This is a genomic window from Candidatus Photobacterium acropomis (genome assembly GCF_030685555.1).
GTDB lineage: Bacteria > Pseudomonadota > Gammaproteobacteria > Enterobacterales > Vibrionaceae > Photobacterium > Photobacterium lucens.
This window is the reverse complement of sequence record NZ_CP131609.1, coordinates 202,562-226,849: the sequence shown is the minus strand read 5'-3', so window position 1 is coordinate 226,849 and position 24,288 is coordinate 202,562. Positions and strand designations below refer to the sequence as shown.

The 24,288-nt window shown below is 43.7% G+C and carries 19 protein-coding genes; 6 read left to right on the top strand and 13 right to left on the bottom strand.

Features of this window, described 5'->3' with window-relative positions; all coding sequences use genetic code 11:
* Nucleotides 1-36 precede the first annotated feature (36 nt).
* Nucleotides 37-1,986 (bottom strand): acetate--CoA ligase, encoded by a 1,950-nt coding sequence (acs, locus tag Q7657_RS07620; RefSeq protein ID WP_107167329.1) that lies wholly within the window; start codon nucleotides 1,984-1,986, stop codon nucleotides 37-39.
* A 388-nt stretch (nucleotides 1,987-2,374) separates the two neighbouring features.
* On the opposite strand from acs, the gene Q7657_RS07615 reads away from it, so the two are divergent.
* Both Q7657_RS07615 and Q7657_RS07610 read left to right on the top strand, forming a co-directional pair.
* The gene (locus tag Q7657_RS07615) at nucleotides 2,375-3,547 is read left to right on the top strand and encodes a 3-phenylpropionate MFS transporter (protein ID WP_107167328.1); all 1,173 of its coding nucleotides are present in this window, start codon (nucleotides 2,375-2,377) and stop codon (nucleotides 3,545-3,547) included.
* Between the two features lie 244 nt (nucleotides 3,548-3,791).
* A complete protein-coding gene (locus Q7657_RS07610; protein ID WP_498827399.1) occupies nucleotides 3,792-7,238 on the top strand; it encodes a hybrid sensor histidine kinase/response regulator in 3,447 nt (1,148 codons plus the stop codon).
* A gap of 96 nt (nucleotides 7,239-7,334) precedes the next feature.
* Here the strand turns inward: Q7657_RS07610 and Q7657_RS07605 are convergent, their stop codons facing one another.
* The 6 genes from Q7657_RS07605 to aspA all read right to left on the bottom strand — a co-directional run bounded on the left by Q7657_RS07605 (nucleotide 7,335) and on the right by aspA (nucleotide 13,950).
* Complete coding sequence (locus tag Q7657_RS07605; RefSeq protein WP_053987635.1) at nucleotides 7,335-9,038, bottom strand: sodium:solute symporter family protein; 1,704 nt, start codon at nucleotides 9,036-9,038, stop codon at nucleotides 7,335-7,337.
* An 11-nt stretch (nucleotides 9,039-9,049) separates the two neighbouring features.
* The gene (locus tag Q7657_RS07600; protein WP_008986061.1) at nucleotides 9,050-9,316 is read right to left on the bottom strand and encodes a DUF4212 domain-containing protein; all 267 of its coding nucleotides are present in this window, start codon (nucleotides 9,314-9,316) and stop codon (nucleotides 9,050-9,052) included.
* 205 nt (nucleotides 9,317-9,521) lie between these two features.
* Nucleotides 9,522-10,157, bottom strand: coding sequence for a response regulator transcription factor (locus Q7657_RS07595; RefSeq protein WP_008986062.1), 636 nt, complete (start codon nucleotides 10,155-10,157; stop codon nucleotides 9,522-9,524).
* Nucleotides 10,158-10,329: 172 nt separating this feature from the next.
* A complete protein-coding gene (locus Q7657_RS07590; protein ID WP_237760304.1) occupies nucleotides 10,330-10,881 on the bottom strand; it encodes a thioredoxin fold domain-containing protein in 552 nt (183 codons plus the stop codon).
* 167 nt (nucleotides 10,882-11,048) lie between these two features.
* Nucleotides 11,049-12,356 carry an anaerobic C4-dicarboxylate transporter gene (locus Q7657_RS07585; protein WP_107167326.1) on the bottom strand — a complete coding sequence of 436 codons (1,308 nt, stop codon included), beginning with the start codon at nucleotides 12,354-12,356 and terminating at the stop codon, nucleotides 11,049-11,051.
* A gap of 130 nt (nucleotides 12,357-12,486) precedes the next feature.
* On the bottom strand, nucleotides 12,487-13,950 hold the full coding sequence (aspA, locus tag Q7657_RS07580; protein WP_053987638.1) for an aspartate ammonia-lyase: 1,464 nt from the start codon (nucleotides 13,948-13,950) through the stop codon (nucleotides 12,487-12,489).
* 450 nt (nucleotides 13,951-14,400) lie between these two features.
* Here aspA and Q7657_RS07575 point away from each other — a divergent pair, with 450 nt between their 5' ends.
* Nucleotides 14,401-14,916 carry an FxsA family protein gene (locus tag Q7657_RS07575; protein ID WP_053987639.1) on the top strand — a complete coding sequence of 172 codons (516 nt, stop codon included), beginning with the start codon at nucleotides 14,401-14,403 and terminating at the stop codon, nucleotides 14,914-14,916.
* Between the two features lie 83 nt (nucleotides 14,917-14,999).
* Here Q7657_RS07575 and Q7657_RS07570 read toward each other — a convergent pair whose 3' ends face one another.
* Nucleotides 15,000-16,367, bottom strand: a complete 1,368-nt coding sequence (locus Q7657_RS07570) for an MATE family efflux transporter (protein WP_107167325.1) — start codon at nucleotides 16,365-16,367, stop codon at nucleotides 15,000-15,002.
* 208 nt (nucleotides 16,368-16,575) lie between these two features.
* Between Q7657_RS07570 and Q7657_RS07565 the strand changes: the two genes are divergently transcribed.
* A complete protein-coding gene (locus Q7657_RS07565; RefSeq protein ID WP_005372610.1) occupies nucleotides 16,576-16,866 on the top strand; it encodes a co-chaperone GroES in 291 nt (96 codons plus the stop codon).
* Nucleotides 16,867-16,907: 41 nt separating this feature from the next.
* On the top strand, nucleotides 16,908-18,551 hold the full coding sequence (groL, locus tag Q7657_RS07560; protein ID WP_107167324.1) for a chaperonin GroEL: 1,644 nt from the start codon (nucleotides 16,908-16,910) through the stop codon (nucleotides 18,549-18,551).
* A 951-nt stretch (nucleotides 18,552-19,502) separates the two neighbouring features.
* On the opposite strand, the gene Q7657_RS07555 is transcribed toward groL, so the two are convergent.
* The 3 genes from Q7657_RS07555 to epmB all read right to left on the bottom strand — a co-directional run bounded on the left by Q7657_RS07555 (nucleotide 19,503) and on the right by epmB (nucleotide 22,776).
* On the bottom strand, nucleotides 19,503-19,952 hold the full coding sequence (locus Q7657_RS07555; protein WP_053987642.1) for a hypothetical protein: 450 nt from the start codon (nucleotides 19,950-19,952) through the stop codon (nucleotides 19,503-19,505).
* 460 nt (nucleotides 19,953-20,412) lie between these two features.
* Entirely contained in the window at nucleotides 20,413-21,315 is a 903-nt protein-coding gene (rimK, locus tag Q7657_RS07550) for a 30S ribosomal protein S6--L-glutamate ligase (protein WP_053987643.1), read from the bottom strand.
* A 438-nt stretch (nucleotides 21,316-21,753) separates the two neighbouring features.
* Complete coding sequence (gene epmB, locus Q7657_RS07545; RefSeq protein WP_107167323.1) at nucleotides 21,754-22,776, bottom strand: EF-P beta-lysylation protein EpmB; 1,023 nt, start codon at nucleotides 22,774-22,776, stop codon at nucleotides 21,754-21,756.
* A 33-nt stretch (nucleotides 22,777-22,809) separates the two neighbouring features.
* On the opposite strand from epmB, the gene efp reads away from it, so the two are divergent.
* Entirely contained in the window at nucleotides 22,810-23,376 is a 567-nt protein-coding gene (efp, locus tag Q7657_RS07540) for an elongation factor P (protein WP_008986072.1), read from the top strand.
* A 154-nt stretch (nucleotides 23,377-23,530) separates the two neighbouring features.
* Here the strand turns inward: efp and frdD are convergent, their stop codons facing one another.
* Nucleotides 23,531-23,893 (bottom strand): fumarate reductase subunit FrdD, encoded by a 363-nt coding sequence (gene frdD / locus Q7657_RS07535; RefSeq protein ID WP_053987645.1) that lies wholly within the window; start codon nucleotides 23,891-23,893, stop codon nucleotides 23,531-23,533.
* A 10-nt stretch (nucleotides 23,894-23,903) separates the two neighbouring features.
* Nucleotides 23,904-24,287 carry a fumarate reductase subunit FrdC gene (gene frdC, locus Q7657_RS07530; protein WP_053987646.1) on the bottom strand — a complete coding sequence of 128 codons (384 nt, stop codon included), beginning with the start codon at nucleotides 24,285-24,287 and terminating at the stop codon, nucleotides 23,904-23,906.
* Nucleotide 24,288 lies beyond the last annotated feature (1 nt).

Here is a 24,288-nt window from a genome sequence, read left to right as displayed (position 1 = left end):
CTTGGCGGTCTTTTTGTTAGAAGTTGAAAAACGTGATTACATCACTTTTTGTTTCTCTTCAATCAAGCGCTCAACCACACTTGGATCGGCAAGGGTTGAAGTATCACCCAATGTTGCGGTATCGCCTGTGGCGATCTTACGCAGAATACGACGCATGATCTTACCTGAACGGGTTTTTGGTAGCGCATCTGTCCAGTGTAGGAAATCCGGTGTAGCAATTGGGCCGATTTCTTTACGTACCCAATCTTTGACTTCCTTATGAAGCTCTGCGCTTGGGATCTCGCCATCATTTAGTGTGATGTAAGCGTAGATCGCTTGGCCTTTAATTTCGTGTGGGACACCAACAATGGCAGCTTCTGCGATTTTATCGAAAGCGACTAATGCTGATTCGATTTCTGCTGTTCCCATACGGTGACCTGAAATATTCAGTACGTCATCCACACGCCCTGTGATCCAGTAGTAACCGTCTTCATCACGACGAGCACCGTCACCAGTGAAGTACATACCTTTAAAGGTTGAGAAGTAGGTTTGTTCGAAACGCTCATGATCGCCCCATAGGCTACGCATTTGACCCGGCCACGAATCGGTCATCACCAAGTTACCGTCTGTCGCACCGTCAAGGATGTTACCTACGTTATCGACCAATGCTGGCTGAACACCGAAGAATGGACGTGTCGCTGAGCCTGGTTTTAGTGCGGTAGCACCCGGTAGTGGGGTAATTAAGATCCCGCCCGTTTCTGTTTGCCACCAGGTATCTACGATAGGGCAGCGGTTATCACCGATAGTGCGGTGGTACCATTCCCATGCTTCAGGGTTAATTGGCTCGCCCACAGAGCCCATAATGCGCAGTGATGAGCGGTTAGTACCTTGAATCGCTTCATCACCTTTCGCCATTAAGGCACGAATAGCGGTAGGAGCGGTGTATAGAATGCTCACTTGGTGCTTATCAACCACTTCGCTCATGCGGCTGGTTGATGGGTAAGTCGGTACACCTTCAAATAGCACTGTGGTTGCGCCGTTTGCTAGTGGTCCGTATACCAAGTAGCTGTGACCTGTGATCCAACCAACATCGGCTGTACACCAGTACACATCACCTTCTTGGTAATCGAAAACATATTTGAACGTCATGGTGGCGTAAACAAGGTAACCACCAGTGGTGTGTAGAACGCCTTTTGGTTTACCTGTTGAACCTGAGGTGTAAAGAATAAAGAGTGGATCTTCTGCGTTCATTGGCTCTGGCGCACAATGGGTTGAGGCAACCGCTGTTGCTTCGTGCCACCACACATCACGCTCGTCTTGCCATGCAATCTCACCGCCAGTGCGTTTAAAGACAACCACTTTCTCTACGGTTGTTACATCAGGACTAGCTAATGCATCATCAACATTTTTCTTGAGTGGAACCGCACGACCACCACGTACGCCTTCATCTGCGGTAACGACGACTTTAGCGTTTGAATCGATAATACGACCCGCAAGTGCCTCAGGAGAGAAACCACCAAATACGATGGTGTGAACTGCACCGATACGGGTACATGCCAGCATTGCGATTGCCGCTTCTGCGATCATTGGCATGTAAAGACAAACAACATCACCCTTACGAACACCTTGGCTCTTTAGGGCATTAGCAAACTGACAAACTTCTTTGTGTAATTCATTGTAGGTGAGGGTTGCATCATCATTTGGATCATCACCTTCCCAGATGATAGCTGGTTGATCACCTTTGGTCGCTAAGTGGCGATCAATACAGTTAGCAGATACGTTTAGCTCACCGTCTTCAAACCATTTGATGCTGACGTGACCTGTATCGAATGAGGTATTTTTTACTTTGGTGAATGGCTTCATCCAATCAACAATTTGACCGTGTTCACGCCAAAAACCTTCAGGGTTTATCACCGATTGTTGGTACATCTCGCGGTATTGCTCTTCATTCACATGAGCTGTTTTTGCAATGGCCTCATTGACCGGATAAACATGAACCTCACTCATCTTATTCTCCTTGAGTTCTTATACTTCTGATGCTCCCTGCATACTTAGCCGATTGTTATAAGTAAGGGTAAGCAAACTGACTTGTTATAGTTGTTTTGTGCTGTGTATACGGTGTGCCATTTAGACCTTGTCTACAATTAGACTTTAGGATGAGAGAGCTGGATCAAAGGGTGGAAATGGGATTTACATGCTTTTTTCATGACAGTTTGTGCAGTGTTGTCCGTTCTTACCGCAAACCCTGTAGAGATAAATATAAGTGAGAGATTGCTCGCAAAATTTGAGTAACACTATGTGGATGTCGGGTTTAAATTGCGTTATCCCATTAGTTTAAGACGAGATATACGCCATAATATGTTGCTTTTTTATTCAACCTTTGTGCGAGATGTCTATGTTTAACCGTTCACCTTATAGTTGGAGCTCACAATATTTGTGGGGATTTTTCTTCTCATATGGCGTGTATCTGCCATTTTGGGCGATTTGGTTCAAACATATTGGAGTGAACGACTCTGATATTGGTCTTTTGCTTGGTTTAGGTTTTGCGGTTCGTTGTATTGCGAACTTAGTACTAACGCCACGTATTCACAAAGTTGAACATCTTATTCCGGCACTTCGAGGCTTTACTCTGCTGGGTCTCGTGGCTTGTATTATTTATATCGTTTGTGGCGGCAACCTTTGGGCGTTAGCGGCTGTCACCATCCTCTTTAATTTATCGGCGGGGCCTATTGTGCCGCTCTCTGATGCGATCGTTAACCATTATGCGAAAGGTGGGCATTTGGACTATGGGCGTACACGCTTATGGGGATCGCTCGCTTTTATCGCTGGCTCTACGGTGGTTGGGGTGCTCGCAAATCATTATGGCGCAGACATTATTCCTTGGGTGGCGTTATCAGGTTTAGCTTTCTCGCAAATCATGGCGGCGCGTAATCCCGCTATCATGCCAGTTGATAAAGAAACACAAGCGCAAGTACGTCCAGCGTTATGGGGGATTTTGCGCAATAGTGCGGTGATTAAGTTGATGGTGATCGCTGCCTTATTACAAGGTAGTCATGCCGCATATTATGGTTTTAGCTCGATTTACTGGCAGAAGATTGGTTTTGATGAATCGATGATCGGCTATTTATGGAGTTTCAGTGTTGCCGCAGAAGTGATGGTCTTTCTTGTTAGTAAGCGCTTATTTGCTGGTTGGTCAGTGAATAATATGTTCCGCTTAGCTGCCTTTGGGGTAATGGTGCGCTGGGGCTTAATGGCAACTCTTACCGATCAATGGCTGATGTTCCCAGTGCAAGCCTTACACGGCGTCACTTTTGCAGCAGCGCACTTAGCAACTATCCGTTATATCCAGCAGCAACCGAACAGCCATTCTGTGGCATTGCAGTCGCTTTATAATGCGATCCCACTAGGGGCGGTGATGGCGATTTTAACTTCTGCTAGTGGTTGGATGTACGGAAGTTGGGGTGCCAATGTGTTTTGGGTCATGGCGGCAATGGCATTGCCTGTTTTCTTTATTCGTATGACACCGACTCAGCAAGTCGCTACTGAATACCAAGCAAGTAAAGCATAGTAATTACTTACTTTTATACCCAAGTGAATTCAACTCAGTGATCTCGCTCTGAATCAGGCATCTTGAAGTCGCTTGGGTATATATGTTTAAAGCGCAGTCATATTGGCTGCGTTTTTTTATTGTTTGAGGATAAAAAAGTGATGCTCAGCATCTTACTGAGAGATCTGTGATCTGGCACGATTGAGTCTGTTGTAACAACTTGGTTACAGTGACTTATTGACGCAGTAAAGGATAGCGGATCATGATGCAGGGATGGGTGGTTATAGCGGTATCGTTGTTATACCTCGGGGTATTATTTGCCATTGCATGGTATGGCGATAAAAAAAGCCAATGGTTAGCTGGATGGCGACCGTGGATATACAGCCTATCTATTGCAGTTTATTGTACTTCTTGGACCTTCTTCGGCACGGTTGGGCAAGCCAGTCGTGATTTATGGTCTTTCTTACCTATCTACCTAGCACCGATTATTGTGTTTACCTTGGGCTGGAAAGTGCTGGCTCGATTGATCCTGATTGCGAAGCGTGAGCACATTACCTCGATTGCCGATTTTATCGCTGCGCGTTATGGCAAATCTCAAGGCTTAGCCATGCTAGTAACCGTGATTGCAGTGGTGGGGATTTTGCCTTATATCGCTTTGCAGCTGCGTGGTATCACGTTAGGGCTTGATCAAATAGCACCAGATTTTAGTCAGACGTTCAGCCAAGAAGGGCTCGATACCACTTGGATTGTCTCAGGTGCTCTGGCCTTGTTTACGATTTTATTTGGTACCCGACATATTGATTCTACCGAGCATCATCGTGGCATGATGATGGCGATTGCGTTTGAATCTATCGTCAAGCTAGTTGCTTTTCTCGCAGTGGGTATTTTTGCATTAAGTTTATTTCAAACCTCTACCAAACTTGATGATGTAGGTTGGCAATCACTTACTTACTCATCGTTGAATGTTGGCAGTTTATTGATCCATATGCTGCTTACCATGGCGGCGATTATCTGTTTGCCTCGTCAGTTTCATACCATAGTGGTAGAGAATCATTGCCAAAGTGACTTACATAAAGCCCGTTGGATTTTCCCGACTTACCTTTTTTTGATGGGGCTATTTGTGATCCCGCTTGCGCTCGTAGGGCAACAATTACTGCCGACGGTGTCTGCTGATACCTACGTGATCAATTTGCCGTTACAGCAAGGTGCCAACGCTATCGCACTGCTGGCATTTATTGGTGGCGCATCCGCAGCAACGGGGATGGTGATTGTGTCGACCATTGCACTGGCGATCATGATTTCTAATGATTTAGTCATGCCGCTGATGTTGCGTCGAGTACGGATTGGACAGCGAAATTTCGCCGCTTTTTCAGGGCTGCTACTCAACGTTCGCCGTGTGTTGATTGCGCTATTACTACTGGCTGCTTGGGGCTTTTATCATGTGCTAGATAACGTACATTCGTTATCTGCAATTGGTTTACTTTCTTTTGCCGCCATTGCTCAGTTTTCTCCTGCTTTACTCGGGGGAATTTATTGGCGTTTTGGTAATAAGAAAGGTGTGTATGCAGGGCTGATGGGCGGGATGACAATTTGGCTCATCACTATGATGAGCCAAACAGGCATGTTAGCGGGAGATGCTCAGAGTAACGTTCTATTGTGGTTATTAAGTTCGCCTCAGTTACCTATTTTACGCCACTTATCAGCGGTTGATTGGGGTATGTTACTCAGTTTGTGTGTGAATCTGGGGTTGTTTATCGGTGTGTCTTTAGTGACAAGATCATCTCTGACAGAGCGGCTACAAGCGGCCTCGTTTGTTGGTGCATCACTGGTTGAGGCTGAAGATGGTAGTTTGTATCAAACCCGTGTAACCGTCGCAGAGCTGGAAATGCTCGCGTCCCGCTTTGTGGGTCGAAAGCGCGTGCGTCATGCTTTCGCTCAATTTGCCGAGCAGCAAGGTGAAGGGTTGTCTCCTCAACAACAAGCATCGGCAGCCATGATCCGTCATACCGAGCGAGTGTTAGCGGGGGTTTTTGGTGCCTCTTCAGCAAGGTTAGTACTCACTTCTGCCTTGCAAGGAAGAAACATGCAATTAGAAGAAGTGGCAACGATTGTTGATGAGGCCTCTGAGCTATTTGATTTTAGCCGTGGACTATTACAAGGGGCGATTGAACACATTAGCCAAGGCATTGCGGTAGTGGATAAGCAATTACGTTTGGTTGCGTGGAATCAACGCTACTTAGAACTGTTTACCTTCCCTCCAGGTTTGATTCAAGTGGGGCGTCCGATCACAGATGTTATTCGCCATAATGCTGAACAAGGCTTGTGTGGCCCTGGCGATCCCGAAGCCCATGTTGCTAAACGGGTTGAGCATTTACAACGAGGAACCGCGCATACGTCATCACGTATTCGCCCTGATGGGCAAGTGATCGAAGTGCAAGGTAATCCGATGCCAGGTGGCGGTTTCGTCATGAGCTTTAGTGATATTACTGCGTTTAGGCAAGCGGAAGTGGCACTGAAAGAAGCCAATGAAAACCTTGAAGCGCGGGTGAAAGATCGTACCCAGCAGTTAGAACAACTAAACCGACGTTTGGTGGTGGCAACCCAACAAGCAGAGCAACAGGCGAAATCGAAAAGTCGCTTTTTAGCCGCCGTAAGCCACGACTTAATGCAGCCTCTTAATGCTGCGCGTTTGTTCTCATCATCATTAACCGAAGTCGCTGAAGGCAAAGAAAGTGCAAGGCTGGCTGCTCATATTGAAAGTGCGCTAGGGGCGGCAGAAGATTTGATCGGCGACTTATTGGATGTATCACGCTTAGAAGCAGGAAAACTGCAAACCCATATTGTGCCGTTTAAAGTCAGTGATGTGCTCAATACTTTATCGGCCGAGTTCAGTGCCTTGGCTAAAGAGCAAGGAATTGAGTTTGATGTGGTGAGTAGTAAGGCGGTGATCATCTCTGATGCCAAGTTGTTACGTCGTGCGTTACAGAATTTCCTCACCAATGCCTTTCGTTATAACCCTCATGGCAAAGTGTTATTGGGGGTAAGACGTAAAGGAGCACGTCTACACATTGAAGTATGGGATAACGGGCCGGGGATCCCGCCTGAAAAACAAGCCAATATTTTCGATGAGTTTACCCGTGTGGAGCAAACTGGGGCAGAGCACGGCTTAGGATTAGGCTTAGCCATTGCGCGTGGTATTTCACGGGTACTCGATCACCCATTGGATTTACGCTCATGGCAAGGACGCGGCACGGTGTTTTCGTTATCAGTGCCACTTGGCCACCCTGCCATGTTAGCGGTAACAAAACCATCAGCTAGTGAGACAAAAGCCCCATTAGCGGGATTAAAAGTGCTGTGTGTCGATAATGAAACCGATATTTTATTAGGCATGGAAACCTTATTAGCACGTTGGGGCTGTGAGGTGAAATTGGCTGAAAATTTGGTTGAGGCAATGAAGGCGTTAGATAACCAATGGCAACCTGATGTGGTGTTCAGCGATTATCACTTAGCGCATCAGCAAACAGGGCTTGAGGTGTTATTACAGTGTCGTTTAAGACTTGGCGATAGTTTTAAAGGGGTGGTGATCAGTGCTGATAGAATGACAGAAAACCAAGCAGCGATTCGAGGCCACGGTTTTGGTTTTATTAGTAAACCGGTCAAACCGTTGAAGTTGCGTTCAGTCTTAAACCAATGTTTAAAAGTGGAAGCCTAACCTAGCTTGCTTAGAAAAGAGAAGAAAGAAAAAGGCGGAGTCCAAAGGACTCCGCAAAAGCTAGGGAAGTATAGCTAAGGAGAAGTGATGGGTTGCTTAGTGATCTTGGGCAGCACCTGCACCTTGAGGGAAGCGGATAGATTCCACCATCTCTTGCACATCGTTAGGCACTTCAGCGGTAAACTTGTTGACCACAATAGCGACAACAAAGTTTAGACACATACCTAATGTACCGATGCCTTCAGGGCTAATACCAAAGAACCAGTTGTCAGGTGTACTTGCTGCCGGGTTAATAAACTTGAAGTAAATAATGTAAGCGGCAGTGAAAGTAATACCTGAAATCATGCCTGCAATTGCACCTTCTTTATTCATCTTCTTATAGAAAATGCCAAGGATAATTGCTGGGAAGAAAGATGCGGCGGCTAAGCCGAACGAGAAGGCTACTACCTGCGCCACAAAGCCTGGTGGGTTAATACCTAAGTAACCTGCACCGACAATCGCAATCGCAGCACCTATTCGGGCGGCGAGTAGCTCTTGCTTCTCACTCATGTTCGGCTTAAAGCCTTTCTTCAATAAATCGTGTGAAATGGACGTCGAGATCACCAGTAGTAAGCCTGCTGCAGTTGATAGTGCGGCTGCAAGACCACCTGCTGCTAATAGGGCGACTACCCAGTTTGGTAATTTCGCCAGCTCTGGGCTTGCTAATACAATGATGTCACGGTTGATGGTCATCTCGTTGCGATCATCGCCTGAGTAGAACATCTTGCCGTCATTGTTCTTATCTTCCCAAGCAACAAGACCCGTTTTTTCCCAGTTTTTCACCCAGCTCGGGGCTTGCTCGGCAGGAACACCTTTCATTTCAGGGCCGTTAATCGTATCGATCATATTGACACGAGCAAAGGCTGCAACTGCAGGGGCTGTTGTGTAAAGGATAGCGATAAAGACTAATGCCCAACCTGCTGATACACGAGCATCTTTTACTTTTGGTACGGTAAAGAAACGGATGATCACGTGTGGCAGACCTGCGGTACCGACCATCAGAGCGGCACAGATAAAGAACACATCAACCATGCTCTTAGATCCATCGGTGTAGGCTGTAAAGCCAAGTTCAGTGGTTAAGCCATCGAGTTTTTCAAGCAGATAAGTTTCAGAGCCATTAACGGTTGAGCCTAAGCCAAACTGTGGAATAGGCGAGCCTGTCATCATCAGAGAGGTGAAGATCGCTGGCACCATGAAGGCAAAGATAAGTACACAGTATTGAGCAACTTGGGTGTAGGTGATCCCTTTCATGCCCCCCATCACGGCATAGAAGAATACGATCCCCATCCCGATAATGATCCCCATGTTGATATCCACCTCAAGGAAACGCGCGAATACCACACCAACCCCACGCATCTGGCCTGCTACATAAGTGAATGAAACAAAAATGGCACAGAACACAGCCACCATGCGGGCAGTTTTGGAGTAGTAACGATCACCGATGAAATCTGGCACCGTGAATTTGCCAAATTTGCGTAAATAAGGGGCAAGGCAAAGGGCAAGGAGGACGTAACCACCGGTCCAACCCATCAGGTAAACACCACCGTCATAACCAATGAACGAGATGATCCCTGCCATTGAAATAAAGGATGCCGCTGACATCCAGTCTGCTGCGGTTGCCATGCCGTTAGCGACAGGGTGAACACCACCGCCTGCCACATAGAATTCACTGGTTGATCCAGCGCGAGCCCAAATCGCAATGCCGATATACAGAGCGAAGGTAATGCCGACCAAGATAAAGGTCCAAGTTTGAATATCCATATAACGTTTCCTTAATCTTCCTGAACGTTGAATTTACGGTCGAGTGCGTTCATGCGAACCACATAAACGAAGATCAGGGCAACGAATGTATAAATAGCCCCTTGTTGTGAAAACCAGAAACCTAATTTGAAGCCACCAATTTGAATGGTATTGAGAGCATCAACAAATAAGATCCCTGCGCCGTATGAAACAGCAAACCAGATTGCTAAAAGTGATCCCATGATGCTGAGATTTTGTTTCCAATAGGCTTGAGCTTGCTCCTTGGATGCGAACGCCATTGTTATCTCCTTCACGCATTATTAATACGAAATTTGTTGTTAATAAATTGTTACGAAAGAAACAATAGCAATGAAATTTCGTTCTATCAGTGCAACTTTAGTCGAGGCTAAAAAAGCAAAAACGCCCATATTCGGGCGTTTTTGTGAGGGATAAATCGCTTTTGAGGGTTAAATACCGATCATTGTTAGCCTAAAGTCTAACGTTTCATTCATCGAGGTCGAGTTGCTGGAGCAAAATAACGGCTTGGGTGCGATTTTTTACGTCTAGCTTGCGAAATATTGCTGTCATATGGGCTTTAATTGTCGCTTCAGAGACATTCAAATCATAAGCGATCTGCTTATTGAGTTGGCCGTCAGACAACATGCCTAACACTTTGTATTGCTGTGGGGTAAGCGTGGCAATTTTATCGGCTAAATCACGGTAAGCCTGATTGTTCTCACTGATGTTATCAGGAAAGAAGGGTTCGCCATCGAGTACTTGATTTAATGCAGAGATCAGCGCACGCATGTCGCTTGATTTTGGAATAAACCCAAACGCACCATGACTGTGCACTTGGCGGATCACTTTTTCCTCTTCACTGGCAGAGATCACTACCGTAGGAAGCTCTGGGTATTGTTGGCGTAATTGAATCAGCCCCGACATGCCATTGGCACCGGGCATCTTTAGATCGAGTAACAGTAAATCAACGTCGGGCTCTTTTTCGAGGAGAGAGAGTAATGAATCGAGCGAATCTGCTTCAAGAAGGTTTGCACCGCTAATCGCCATGTGGACAGATTGGAACAGGGCATTTCGAAACAGAGGGTGATCATCGGCGATAACGATTGTGTGCTGAGCTTCCATAGCAGTACTTTATTTTTGTTATTAATATGCTAACGCTAGCATGGCAAATATGACTGCGCAATTTTCATACCATAAAGATCAGATATTGATCCTCTCTCGCTCGTCTTGCGTGTAACTCAGCACAGTTTTTTGTTAAATGCGCCTATTTTTATAAAGATATTGGGTGCAATGATTATTGGATGTGTAGCGCTTGTTGGCGTAGGTGTTCACTAAAGTCATTGGCATCCATAAAGCCAGTAACTTGTGCTTGGGGAGCTGTTTCTCCCTTGCTATCCCAAAACAATAAGGTTGGAAAACCAATGACATTGAGCTGTTGCATTAATGCCAGATCTTGTGGGGTATTGGCTGTGACATTCGCTTCTAACAAGGTGTACTGATTGAGCTGTTTAGCCACTTCAGGTGCAGGAAAAATTTCTTTTTTATAAGCGATACAAGGGGTACACCAATCGGCAGTGACATCCAACAGTACCGGCTGATGCTGACTCGCAGCTTCTGCTAAGGCTAATTCCAAATCATCAATAGAGTGAACGGCAATAAAGGTTGGCGTTGGAGTTAGACTTGCTTGGCGCTCTAAATGTTTAATCGTCGTAAAAAGGAAAATAGAGCAAAGACCGATGATGATCCCAAGCCCAATACTGTAGAGCCCTTTATAAGGGATTGGGTGTCGGCAAATAAACCAGAGAGTGACGCAAGATAATAGAATGCAAATTATCGTTATAGCCATGATTATCGGGTAATTCGTTAATAACATCATAGTGATAACTCTTGTGTCTGTGATTTGTTATTAGCTTAGCAAGAAATTCTTATTATTGGCGTAGGGTATGTCAAAGTTAGGACAAAAAAAAGATTGCCCGAGAGCAATCTTTTTAAGTCTGGTATCACAGGTTGTATTTACAGTAAGAAGCCACCGAAGATAAAACCTAGTGCAACAGAAGTGAAAATAGTGACCACGCCTGGAATAAAGAATGGGTGGTTAAACACAAGGTTACCGATACGCGTTGAGCCAGTATCATCCATCTCAACGGCTGCAAGTAGCGTTGGGTAGGTTGGCAATACGAACAGCGCACTAACTGCTGCAAATGAAGCAATCATTGTTAGCGGTGCAACACCAATGGCTAATGCCGCTGGCATCAGTGCCGTAGTGGTTGCGCCTTGTGAGTAAAGTAGCATTGAAGCAAAGAATAAGATCAGCGCTAGCATCCATGGGTAATCGCTAAGTAGAGAGCCTGCGAACTCCTTAATGCCATCAACGTGTGCGTTAACAAATGTTGAGCCAAGCCATGCTACACCCAGTACACAGATACATGCTGTCATACCAGAGCGGAATGTTGGTGCTGATGCAATTTTTGATGCATCAATCTTACATAACCAAACGGTTGCAGCAGCTGCTGTTAGCATCACCGACATGATTGCTTCGTTACGACCTAGTGTAGGGTTATCAATCAAGCCGATTGAGTGAGAAATCGCAGCGGCATAACACACCACGAAAATAATCGCAGCTAGGAAGATGTAAGTAGCGCGTTTTGCTTCTGGTTTGATTTCACGGCGAGTAGTGTTTTCTTGGCTGACTAAGCCTTTTGCTAGACGCTCTTGGTAAATAGGATCGTCTTTTAGTTCGCAACCCATGAAGTTCGCAACGAATGCACCCACCATACAAGCGATAAAGGTGGTTGGAATACAAATAGCGAGCAGAGTAATGTAGCTCACACCGATAGGCTCAAGAATACCTGAGAAAAACACGACGGCAGCAGAAATTGGGGAAGCCGTGATCGCAATTTGTGAAGCGATAACAGCAATAGAAAGAGGACGTGAAGGACGAATGCCTTGACCTTTTGCCACTTCAGCAATCACAGGTAGAGTTGAGAATGCTGTGTGTCCTGTACCTGCCATCACGGTCATTAAGTAAGTCACGATTGGCGCATAGAAGGTAATACGTTTAGGATTTTTACGCAGGAAATCTTCTGCCAGTTGAACTAACCAGTCCATACCGCCAGCAACTTGCATGGCAGCAATGGCGGTGATCACTGACATGATAATTAAGATCACATCAACAGGGATGAATGATTGGCTAGTGGGTACACCCAGTACCAATGACAACACAATAACACCTGCACCACCGGCAAAGCCAATACCGATGCCGCCGATCCTTGCCCCTAAAAAGATAAAGGCAAGCACGACAAAGAGTTCGATTCCCGTCATAGATTTTTTTCCTGTATGAAAGTTAAAAATATAAGTTAAAAATAAAAAAGATGAGGTAAAAACAAAAAAATTCACAAAAAAAAGCGGATCCTCGAGTGAAAATCCGCTTATTTCTCAGAGAGCGAAACGCTTAGCTGTAGCGTTGTGCTTTGTATTGAGGGTGCATTAAGTTTTCGATAGAGAAGATATCATCTAATTGCTCTTCAGTCAGTAGACCGCGCTCTAGAACCACTTCACGTACGCTCTTACCTGTTTCTGCACAGATCTTACCAACGATATCGCCTTCGTGGTGACCAATGAATGGGTTTAGGTAAGTTACAATACCGATAGAGTTAAACACGTAGCTTTCACATACGTCTTTATTCACCGTGATACCTTCGATGCACTTATCACGTAGGTTGATACATGCATTCTTAAGTAGGCTGATTGATTCAAACAGTGCTTGACCAATCACTGGCTCCATCACGTTTAGCTGAAGCTGACCTGCTTCTGCTGCAAAAGTAACAGTTGTGTCGTTACCGATCACTTTAAAGCAAACTTGGTTAACCACTTCAGGAATAACTGGGTTTACTTTAGCTGGCATGATAGACGAGCCTGCTTGCATTTCTGGTAGGTTGATTTCGTTCAAACCAGCACGAGGACCAGAAGACAGTAGACGTAGATCGTTACAAATCTTAGATAGTTTCACTGCAGTACGTTTTAGCGCACCGTGAACCATGACGTAAGCACCACAGTCAGAGGTTGCTTCAATCAGATCTTCAGCAGGAGTTACAGGTAGACCAGTAATTTCTGCAAGGCGTTGAACTGCAAGGTGTTGGTAACCTGTTGCAGCATTTAGGCCTGTACCGATAGCCGTTGCACCTAGGTTCACTTCAAGTAGTAATTGCGCCGTGTACTGAAGGTTTTTGATCTCTTCTTTTAGCAATACGCTGTAAGCGTGGAACTCTTGACCTACTGTCATAGGTACTGCGTCTTGCAGCTGAGTACGACCCATTTTTAGGATGCTAGCAAACTCAGTTGCTTTCACATCGAATGAGGTTTTTAGGTAGTCTAATGCTTCAAGCATGTTGATGATGCTGTTGTAGACAGCAACACGGAAACCTGTTGGGTAAGCACAGTTAGTTGATTGTGATTTGTTGACGTGATCGTTCGGGTTAACGATGTCATATTCGCCTTTCTCTTTGCCCATCAGCTCAAGAGCAAGGTTTGCAATCACTTCGTTGGTGTTCATGTTAACAGAAGTACCCGCACCACCTTGGTATACATCAGATGGGAACTGATCCATACACTTGCCTGTTTCAAGGATAAGATCACAAGCTTGAACGATGTAGTTACCCACTTCAGAAGGGATTGCGCCTAATTCTTTGTTAGCCATTGCTGCTGCTTTCTTAGTGAAAACCATGCCGCGAACAAATTCAGGTACGTCAGAAATAGTCGTGCTAGAAATATTAAAGTTTTCGATTGCACGTAGAGTGTGGATACCCCAGTAAGCGTCAGCAGGAACGTGACGTTCACCTAGAAGATCTTCTTCGATTCGAGTTGCAACATTGAGTGCTGCTTCATTATTTTTTTCAAGATCAATCATCTGAGACATAATATAGCCCTTTGGGAATCTTTTAATAAAATCAATAAATAAGCCAACTATTTAAGCAAAGAATCCGTTTCGCTAAGTTGAAGCAAGATGATCGTACCTGACACCTTAATTGATGCTGATAATACTCCCCTGATTGCCTAAAAACATAATCCAGATCACTTTTTAAAACGACCTGTAAATATTTGCACGGAAACGCGATCAAACTCACAAAAGTTGTTAATAAACAGAGGGTAAATCTGATGAAAAATGAATATAAATAACAAAATATGAACAACCGCTCAGATGGAGTATCTGATTTTTTCGACAATATTCAAATTTAAATACGGAATCATTTGTTAACGATTTTTTATCGTTCTTGGCTCGGTATTTAAATCACAAACATGCAATACTGTAGCCTGTTGCTCAGTCGGACTGGGCTCACAAGAAGACATAGAAAAGAAGAGGTTCGTCGTGTTCCCGATATTAATGCTGCTATTTATCGCTGTGCCAATGATTGAGATTGGCTTATTTATTCAAGTGGGCGGCTTTTTAGGCTTTTGGCCGACCATGATGTTGGTCTTTATCACCGCTGTGGTTGGTGCATCGTTAGTGCGCAGTCAAGGTTTGGCGACATTGATGTCGGTGCAAAGCAAGATGCAGCAAGGCGAAATGCCAGCACAAGAAATTGTTGAAGGTGTGCTATTGGCGGTTGCCGGTGTTCTACTATTAACACCTGGATTTATGACGGACACCTTAGGCATGTGTATTCTACTGCCTCACATTCGCGCTAAGTTAGCACAACAATTAATGCAGCGAGTGAAAGTACAGAGTAACTTTAATCAATTTGGTGGTGGTTTCCATTCTGATTTTGGTGGTCATTCGCAAGGGCCATTTAATCATCATAATGACAATGGTGATGTGTTTGATGGTGAGTTTGAACGTAAAGATGATCAAAATGATAACCAGCAAAACCCACGTTTAAAGTAAGTGTTTATCCAGTTGGCATATAAAAAGTTATTAATAAAAAAGGCAGCGTTCGCTGCCTTTTTTATATTCACACTATTCATATTTTATGAAGAGGTAAATGTCGCTAATATCGTTGATTTTCGTAATCTACGTGCATATAAATAAGCACCAATACCACCAATGACGTTAGCAATCGCAATCCCTATAAATAGCCCTTCAGTACCGTAATAAAGGCTTCCTAGCCACGCACTAGGTAGCATAAAACCAAACAAACGCAGTAGATTCCAAATTAATGCATTAACGGTTTTATGTAAGGCATTCAGTGCGCTGATCAACAACATACACACTGCTTGTAAGCCATAACTGGCTGGCACAACCAATAAATAATGCCATAGCTGTGCTCGTACGGTGGCGTCTTGAGAAAATAGTGCTGCCAATGGCATGCTCAATGGCACCATGGCAATAAAGATCAGTAATTGGAACAAAATCGCAAAGCGCATTGCAGTAAACAAGGCTTTAAAAGCCCGTTCGGGTTGGTTGGCACCAAGGTTTTGCGCCATAAACGGCATTAATGCCGAGCCTAACGCCATCATGCCGATCACCAAAATCGATTCAATACGCATTGCTGCGCCAAATGCCGCCACAGAGGCGGTGCCTTGTGTGGCCAGTAATGTCATCAACAGTGCGCTAGATAGTGGGTTTAGCGCATTAGAAAGCCCAGCGGGTGCGCCAATTTGTAATATTTGCTGCCAATCGGCTTTTAATTTGCGAAAGACAGGCACAGTTAGCAGTTTTTCACGGCGATGAAGCAAATACAGTGACGCTGTTAATGCGACAGCCCAGCTAATACCACTGGAAATTGCCGCCCCTTTTACGCCTAGCTCTGGAAAGGGACCATAACCAAAGATCAACAAAGGATCGAGAATGCCATTGATAAGGCCCGCCATGATCATGATCTTGGCTGGGCTTTTCGCATCCCCTGTGGCGCGTATTGCGCTGTTACCTGTCATTGGGATCACCAGCAGTGGAATAGCGATGTACCATACCGTCATGTACTCATGGATGATCGGCAATAAATCAGGGCTAGCCCCCATTAAAGTAAATAATGGGTCGATGGTAACAAAGCCGAGACTTGAGCCAAGCACCATTAGAATAACAGCGAGCAATAATCCATGGGTGGTGAGCCTTGCTGCACTTTGGGTATCACCACTACCTAATAAACGACCAATGCTGGTGGAGATCCCCACACTCATGCCCATGGTGATGCAGTTAAGACCAAACGTGACAGGAAAAGTAAAACTTACCGCGGCTAACGCATTGGTACCGAGTAAGGAAATAAAAAAGGTATCAACCAGATTAAACATCAAAATAGCGATCATACCGAACAGCATTGGCACGGCTAAACGGCGCAAAGCATCTGGGATCGGATCGGATAATAAGCCGTGTTTATCGGGCTTGGTGTTGTTTTCCATGGCGGTCTCATTGTAAGGATGCTTGCATACCCTAATGCAAAGAATGTGATCGGGCAAAAGTTCTCAAATAAATAATGAAAAAAAATCACGTAAAGCCTTGGGTTCTGACTTCTTTGACCCAACATGTTTAGGTAATAGAAAAGTCACCAAACAAAAGTTTGGCTGTACTTTACGTATGGAAATTACCAATTATCAGGAGAGACGACCGATGAATATTCGTCCTTTACACGACCGCGTTATCGTTGAGCGCCAAGAAGTTGAATCAAAGTCTGCGGGCGGTATTGTACTAACTGGCTCAGCTGCTGAAAAATCGACTCGCGGCAAAGTACTTGCAGTAGGCAAAGGTCGTATTTTAGAAAATGGTTCTGTTCAGCCACTTGACGTTAAAGTTGGCGACACTGTTATCTTCGCTGAAGGCTACGGCACTAAGACTGAAAAGATCGACGGCAAAGAAGTTCTAATCATGTCTGAAAACGACATCATGGCAATCGTTGAATAATCCGATCACCTCGAATTAAAAATTAAGAAAGGAAACACAAGATGGCTGCTAAAGACGTTAAATTTGGTAACGACGCACGAATTAAAATGCTAGAAGGTGTCAACATTCTAGCTGACGCAGTAAAAGTAACATTAGGTCCTAAAGGCCGTAACGTTGTACTAGATAAATCATTTGGTGCACCAACTATCACTAAAGACGGTGTATCTGTAGCGCGTGAAATTGAGCTGGAAGACAAGTTCCAGAACATGGGCGCACAAATGGTAAAAGAAGTGGCATCACAAGCAAACGATGCTGCTGGTGACGGTACAACAACTGCAACAGTACTTGCACAAGCGATCATTAAAGAAGGTCTGAAAGCGGTAGCTGCGGGCATGAACCCTATGGATCTGAAACGTGGTATCGACAAAGCTGTTGTTGCTGCTGTTGAAGAGCTAAAAGCGCTATCTGTACCATGTGCAGACACCAAAGCAATCGCACAAGTAGGTACGATTTCTGCGAACTCTGATGCGACTGTTGGTAATCTAATCGCTGAAGCGATGGAAAAAGTAGGCCGCGACGGTGTTATCACTGTTGAAGAAGGTCAAGCACTTCAAGACGAACTAGACGTTGTTGAAGGTATGCAGTTCGACCGTGGTTACCTATCTCCATACTTCATCAACAACCAAGAAGCGGGCTCTGTGGATCTAGAAAGTCCATTTATCCTATTGGTTGATAAGAAAGTATCTAATATCCGTGAACTACTTCCTGCACTAGAAGGCGTTGCTAAAGCATCTCGTCCTCTACTGATCATTGCAGAAGATGTTGAAGGCGAAGCGCTAGCAACACTGGTTGTGAACAACATGCGCGGCATCGTGAAAGTGGCTGCTGTTAAAGCACCTGGTTTCGGTGATCGTCGTAAAGCAATGCTACAAGATATCGCAGTTCTAACTGCTGGTACTGTGATTTCTGAAGAAATCGGTCTAGAGCTAGAGAAAGTTCAGCTAGAAGATCTTGGTCAAGCTAAGCGTGTAACTATCACTAAAGAAACAACAACAATCATCGACGGTTCTGGTGAAGAAGCGATGATTCAAGGTCGCGTAGCGCAAATTCGTCAACAAATCGAAGATGCGACTTCTGACTACGACAAAGAAAAACTTCAAGAGCGTGTAGCTAAACTTGCTGGCGGCGTAGCTGTTATCAAAGTTGGTGCAGCAACTGAAGTTGAAATGAAAGAGAAGAAAGACCGCGTAGAAGATGCATTACATGCAACTCGCGCTGCGGTTGAAGAAGGTGTTGTAGCAGGTGGTGGTGTTGCACTTATCCGTGCGGCATCTAAAGTGGCTGGCCTTACTGGTGATAACGAAGAGCAAAACGTAGGTATTCGCGTAGCACTTCGTGCGATGGAAGCACCTATTCGTCAAATCACTAAGAATGCTGGTGACGAAGAATCTGTTGTTGCTAACAACGTTAAAGCTGGCGATGCGAACTACGGTTACAATGCGGCAACTGGCGAGTACGGCGATATGATCGAGATGGGTATCCTAGACCCAACAAAAGTAACTCGTTCAGCACTTCAGTTCGCAGCATCGGTAGCTGGTCTTATGATCACAACAGAAGCAATGGTTACTGACAAGCCTTCAGATACGCCTTCAATGCCAGATATGGGTGGCATGGGCGGTATGGGTGGCATGGGCGGTATGATGTAAGCCATTCATAACGTTAGAGATCTTCTCTAAGTTATTCTTAAAGCCGAGCGTAATGCTCGGCTTTTTTATACCTGAAAAAAGACGGGATCTAAACCACGATATTGTTGTTATGTTTGTACATGGTTCACTTGGAATATTCCTCAGAAAGCTGTACATGAATTAAATTCAGCAAAAACAATGAGTTATATGTTGTATGTGCGTTCCAATTAAAAATTTAGAAACTGTACACCTATTAGCTGATTACTTCACCAAAAGCTGTACTCGATTGTAAGTTGAAATGGCGATATAAACAGAATCTGAATTCGAGCAAGTATTGATAAAAACGAGGTTAATTTTTGATGTACTGCTTTATTGGTTAATTTTGTATTTTAGATATAAATTAAGCTATTTAATGTCCAGCTTTATATTTGCTATTTTATTATCTCTATATTGATAAATAACTTAAAGATTACTATTTTGTATTTTGTAGTAAATATGCAAATCAATAATATAATCAGCTTTTAGATATTTAATTGTGATTTATATGATCGTTTGTATTGCGGTTATCAATTGTTATTTTATTAGGTTGATTACAGGCTTTCTCGCTTGGTTCTTTTTGCCAGTAACTTCATAAGGTTAAGTATTCGTTGTGATGGCTTTTTTGTGAGATCAGGTTCTTGATAGGTATGTCTTGTACTGAGTTCATCGGGTAAAAAGCGTGAAAAGCTGTACAAAATAAATACTGATTAAAAATCAATGGGTTATTTTTATCTGTGGCTTTGTGTTAAGTTTTTTGTTAACTGTGTACATAAAAGAGCTGTTTTCTCTATATATTGCTGTACCTTTTTGAAGGGGTAAGGTGGTGTGTTTTCAGATTTGTTGATAATAGGAGGTAAGGGAGAGAGGTGTTTTATAGAAAGATAAAAGCAATACCCCTGATGTTTTATATCAGAGGTACTATTGTTTGTACTATTACGCCAGATGCGCTTTATTTAATTCCACCCAAGCAGCCATAAAGCAGACAATAAAAGACTGCACAAAACCACGTAAGTCTTCATCACCTTGTACTAAGACATCATCAGCATTGGCTTCCATGTTAAAAGAGACAGAGCGCTCTTTAATGCTAAAGAAGACACGTCCGACTAATACCAAGTTTTCGCCGTTGTTATCTGGGTTATAAACTAATCCTGTGGCAATTTTATCGTGCTCTTCAACCGGTAAAGCGCTGAACGCTAGCTTTTCAGCACCTTCAAAGCCAAAACCCGCATATTGTTTACCTTGGCTGTCTTGTTTAAGTAATTGCTCGATAATTTGTGTATATGTCGCAACAGCCTCTTCTGGAACGTCTTGAGTATTTACCTGCCCCATATCAAATGGTTGGTCATCTTCTACCATTACAACGCCATAGGTAAAATCTGTCATGCTTTAATCCTTTGATTTTTCATCTGATCATTATGTTGTGATGAACTACGTTAACGTAATTTGAGGTTGGTCGATAGCATTTATCTGTACATGAGTGGTGGGGTGTTTTGATGATCACACTTATTAGGTGTCATGCTTTTAAAAATGACTGCAAAAGCGTCGAATTATTCAGTTATGACGGTTATGCACTCAATAAGCTGTTACTTACTAACATTAGTGTTAATAGAAAAATATATCTTTAGAGTAGTCATGAGATTAATGCGTTAGTTTACTTGGAAAAAAGCGTAAAAAGCTGCACAAATTTAAATTGTTTATAATCAATGATTTAGGGGTGGTAAAGGGAGTGTTTATTTAGCGGTGTGATTTGTGCATCTTTTTGCTGTATTTGATGTGAAAAGCTGAACTTTGCTGATATTAAAGCAGCCTCTTTATGTTATTAATAAGAAGCTGCTTTATTATGTTACTGATTTAGTTGGAATCTTTTGTTTTTATTGGCATTTTTCTCAATGTATTCGATGATCATGCCTGCAATGTCTTTACCTGTCGCTGCTTCAATCCCTTCTAGACCTGGTGATGAGTTCACCTCCATGATCAGTGGACCACGATTAGAACGCAATAAATCAACACCAGCTACGCTTAATCCCATTGCTTTTGCTGCCGCAATGGCGGTTTTACGCTCTTCGGGCGTAATGCGGATCAGTGAGGCACTACCACCACGATGAAGGTTAGATCGAAACTCCCCTTCAGCGGCTTGGCGCTTCATGGATGCAATGACTTTATCACCGATAACGAAGCAGCGAATATCAGCGCCGCCAGCTTCTTTGATGTATTCCTGCACCATGATATTCGCTTTTAATCCCATAAAAGCTTCAATGACGCTTTCAGCGGCTTTTTGTGTCTCAGCCAATACCACGCCAATGCCTTGCGTACCTTCAAGCAGCTTAATCACCAGTGGCGCACCACCAACCATTTTGATCAGATCGGGCACATCATCAGGTTTACTTGCAAAGCCTGTAATTGGCATGCCAACACCCTTACGACTTAATAGTTGTAGTGAGCGAAGTTTGTCACGAGATCGCGAAATCGCAATGGATTGGTTTACAGGGAAAACGCCCATCATTTCAAACTGACGTAGTACTGAACAACCATAAAAAGTGATGTCAGATCCGATACGAGGAATGATGGCATCAAACCCTGCTAAATCATTACCTTCAAAATGGATAGAAGGCTGAACAGAGTTGATATTCATATAACAGCGTAGCGCATTAATGATAACGGCTTCATGTCCTCGTTGCTCACAAGCTTCAACAAGGCGACGGGTAGAGTATAGGTTAGCGTTTTGCGACAAAATGCCAATTTTCATTGCGTTACTCGCGACAAATAAAAAAGGATAGTCAACAACCTAAAGTTTGGCGAACTTAAAATATAAGGTTGCTGTATGAGCGGCGACTATGCGCTTAAAACGCTAAAAAATCGATAGGTGTGAAGATGATTTTTTTTAATGAGATAGAGTGATTTTATTTATCAATCAACTAAAAAGATCATGATTTTCTTTTTAATGCATTTAAAAGTAATATGGTTATGCATTTGCTTTGTGGGTATTTTCCTTTAAAAGCTGTACGCTGTATTTATTTTCTTTTAATACAATACCTTACAAAAGGTTCGTGGTGTTTCTTTTAGTATCTGAGTTTGCGTGTTCATCTTTTAGGTGTACTTTTATTAAAAAGGTGAGCAATGCGAGGTGTGGGTATAAAAAAAGACGATTCAATCGTCTTTTTTATTGGATAACTGTTTTTATCTTCTATTCGAGCAGTAAATCGAGGGGGGTTTTACTTGCTCGTCCACCAATTTCTCGGGTGAGTTTAGGGACTAAATAACCGGATACTTGAGTGATTAAGCCTGCCATTAATTGGCGTGCGGTTTCGTCATCGACCATAAAGTGTGCCGCCCCTTGTACACGGTCTAATACATGAAGGTAATAAGGCTGAATACCTGCATCAAATAAGGCTTCACTGAGATCGGTGAGCGCAGCTACTGAGTCATTAACGCCTTTTAGCAGTACACCTTGGTTCAGTAAGGTGACATTGGCTTGTTTTAGCTTCTGCATTGCTGTGGTTAGCGCATCATCGATTTCGTTAGCATGATTAATATGAGTCACCAAAATCGTTTGTAGACGCGTCTCAGCCAGTATTTGGCATAAAGCATCGGTAATACGGTTAGGGATCACGACAGGCAGTCTGCTGTGGATACGCAGACGCTTGATATGAGGGATTGCTGCAATATGTTCAATCAGCCATTGGAGTTCGTGATCTTTAGCCATTAACGGGTCGCCGCCAGATAAAATCACTTCATTAATTTCTGGGTGCTTTGCTATGTACTCAAGGCTTTGTTGCCACTGACGTTTATTGCCTTTGTTGTCGTTATAAGGGAAGTGGCGACGAAAACAATAACGGCAGTTAACGGCACAGCCACCTTTGACTATCAGTAAAACGCGGTTGTGATATTTATGCAGTAAACCAGGGATTTCATTTTGCTGCTCTTCAAGCGGATCGACAGAGTAGCCTTGGTGTACTTCGAATTCTTGCGCTAACGGTAAAATTTGGCGTAAAAGTGGATCATAAGGGTTGCCGATTTCCATTTTATCAACAAAGCTCAATGGAACACGGAGCGCAAATAGCTTCCTTGCAGCGAGGCCATTTTCCCATGGTGTGGGATCAATTTTGAGCAATTTTAGTAAAGTAAATGGATCAGATATCGCATTCGATAGATCATTCAGCCAGTTTTGCTCAACAGATGGCGCGTTTAGGGGTATGATATGCGACATTAAATACAACTCGAAGATGTTAAGAGGATTAGAATGGCGTCTTTCAGCACCAATGAATTCCGCGGCGGAATGAAAATTATGCTAGATAATGAACCATGTGTCATTATCGAAAACGAATTTGTTAAGCCTGGTAAAGGCCAAGCGTTCAACCGCGTACGAATCCGTAAACTAATTTCTGGTAAAGTTCTTGAGAAGACTTTCAAATCAGGTGAATCAGTTGAAGCTGCGGACGTAATCGATACTGATCTTGATTACCTATACAACGACGGTGAATTCTACCACTTCATGAACAACGAAACGTTTGAGCAAATCGCTGCTGACGTTAAAGCTGTTGGTGAGAATGCTAAGTGGTTAGTTGAGAACAACACTTGTACGCTAACACTTTGGAACGGTAACCCAATCGCTGTTACTCCACCAAACTTTGTTGAGCTAGAAGTAACTGAGACAGATCCTGGTCTTAAAGGTGATACTCAAGGTACTGGCGGTAAACCAGCAACACTAAGCACTGGTGCTGTTGTTCGTGTACCTCTATTCATCGCTATTGGCGAAGTGATCAAAGTTGACACTCGTTCAGGTGAATACGTAAGCCGCGTTAAGTAATTAATGGGTTTATATCGTTATTAAGTTAACGAAGAAAGAAGGTCGCTAAGCGGCCTTTTTTTGTGTCTGTTAGCTCGTGTTTGAAAGCGAAGGGTACGTTGTTCTGATAATAAAAAAGCACCGACTAGCGGTGCTTTTTAAGATCTTCTTTTGATTAAATCATGAAGACGAAGATGATCGATAACGCAGTGATTAAAAACGCTAATGCGTAACACACGACTTTACCAACAACGCCGGCATGAATTTTTAAATCATGCATACCGTGGTGAACACGGTGCATGGCATGCCACATTGGTAGCGATAGGGTTGCAATAACAAATAGCGCACCGATAAAGCTTGTTGCGAAATCCGCAGCACGATCGTATGTCATTGCTTCAGGGCTGATCACACCTAGTGGTACTAAGATACCTAAGACTAAAATCGTCACAGGGGTGATCATTGCAAACCAAGTACCGCCTGCACCAAACAGACTCCACCAAACTGGCTCGTCAGAACGTTTAGGATGTAAATTAACCACGCCGGACTCCTTAAACAATAGCTAGAACAAACAGGGTAATAACAGCAACTACCGCCCACTGAGCAAGAACGATGATCTTCTTATCAAGCTTCTTGCCTTTGATGCGAATAGGCACAACCTGCGGCATCATGTTGAAGTAGGTAAATGCGTGGAATAGGCTACCTGCTAGAGCAAGAATATTCAGGATAATCACTACAGGATTTGCCATGAAATTTAGCCATGTTTGCCATGCTTCAGGACCTTTTACTAGGCTACCTAAACCGAAAGTTAAGCAGATAGTAAAGAAGATCAAAGGTAGTACAGTTGCTTCACGGATCATGTAGAAGCGATAGAAAGAGCTATCTTTCCACCATGTACGCTTCATCTCACGAACGTAAGGTTTACGGTTGCTCATC

What these genes read in the sequence shown, in the direction of transcription:
- acs (WP_107167329.1), bottom strand. Translation starts at nt 1,986, where the DNA reads ATGAGTGAGGTTCATGTTTATCCGGTCAATGAGGCCATTGCAAAAACA.
- efp (WP_008986072.1), top strand. Translation starts at nt 22,810, where the DNA reads ATGGCGTCTTTCAGCACCAATGAATTCCGCGGCGGAATGAAAATTATG.
- Q7657_RS07610 (WP_498827399.1), top strand. Translation starts at nt 3,792, where the DNA reads ATGCAGGGATGGGTGGTTATAGCGGTATCGTTGTTATACCTCGGGGTA.
- Q7657_RS07565 (WP_005372610.1), top strand. Translation starts at nt 16,576, where the DNA reads ATGAATATTCGTCCTTTACACGACCGCGTTATCGTTGAGCGCCAAGAA.
- Q7657_RS07595 (WP_008986062.1), bottom strand. Translation starts at nt 10,157, where the DNA reads ATGGAAGCTCAGCACACAATCGTTATCGCCGATGATCACCCTCTGTTT.
- frdC (WP_053987646.1), bottom strand. Translation starts at nt 24,287, where the DNA reads ATGAGCAACCGTAAACCTTACGTTCGTGAGATGAAGCGTACATGGTGG.
- Q7657_RS07615 (WP_107167328.1), top strand. Translation starts at nt 2,375, where the DNA reads ATGTTTAACCGTTCACCTTATAGTTGGAGCTCACAATATTTGTGGGGA.
- Q7657_RS07555 (WP_053987642.1), bottom strand. Translation starts at nt 19,952, where the DNA reads ATGACAGATTTTACCTATGGCGTTGTAATGGTAGAAGATGACCAACCA.
- Q7657_RS07600 (WP_008986061.1), bottom strand. Translation starts at nt 9,316, where the DNA reads ATGGCGTTCGCATCCAAGGAGCAAGCTCAAGCCTATTGGAAACAAAAT.
- epmB (WP_107167323.1), bottom strand. Translation starts at nt 22,776, where the DNA reads ATGTCGCATATCATACCCCTAAACGCGCCATCTGTTGAGCAAAACTGG.
- Q7657_RS07570 (WP_107167325.1), bottom strand. Translation starts at nt 16,367, where the DNA reads ATGGAAAACAACACCAAGCCCGATAAACACGGCTTATTATCCGATCCG.
- aspA (WP_053987638.1), bottom strand. Translation starts at nt 13,950, where the DNA reads ATGTCTCAGATGATTGATCTTGAAAAAAATAATGAAGCAGCACTCAAT.
- Q7657_RS07585 (WP_107167326.1), bottom strand. Translation starts at nt 12,356, where the DNA reads ATGACGGGAATCGAACTCTTTGTCGTGCTTGCCTTTATCTTTTTAGGG.
- rimK (WP_053987643.1), bottom strand. Translation starts at nt 21,315, where the DNA reads ATGAAAATTGGCATTTTGTCGCAAAACGCTAACCTATACTCTACCCGT.
- Q7657_RS07590 (WP_237760304.1), bottom strand. Translation starts at nt 10,881, where the DNA reads ATGGCTATAACGATAATTTGCATTCTATTATCTTGCGTCACTCTCTGG.
- Q7657_RS07605 (WP_053987635.1), bottom strand. Translation starts at nt 9,038, where the DNA reads ATGGATATTCAAACTTGGACCTTTATCTTGGTCGGCATTACCTTCGCT.
- groL (WP_107167324.1), top strand. Translation starts at nt 16,908, where the DNA reads ATGGCTGCTAAAGACGTTAAATTTGGTAACGACGCACGAATTAAAATG.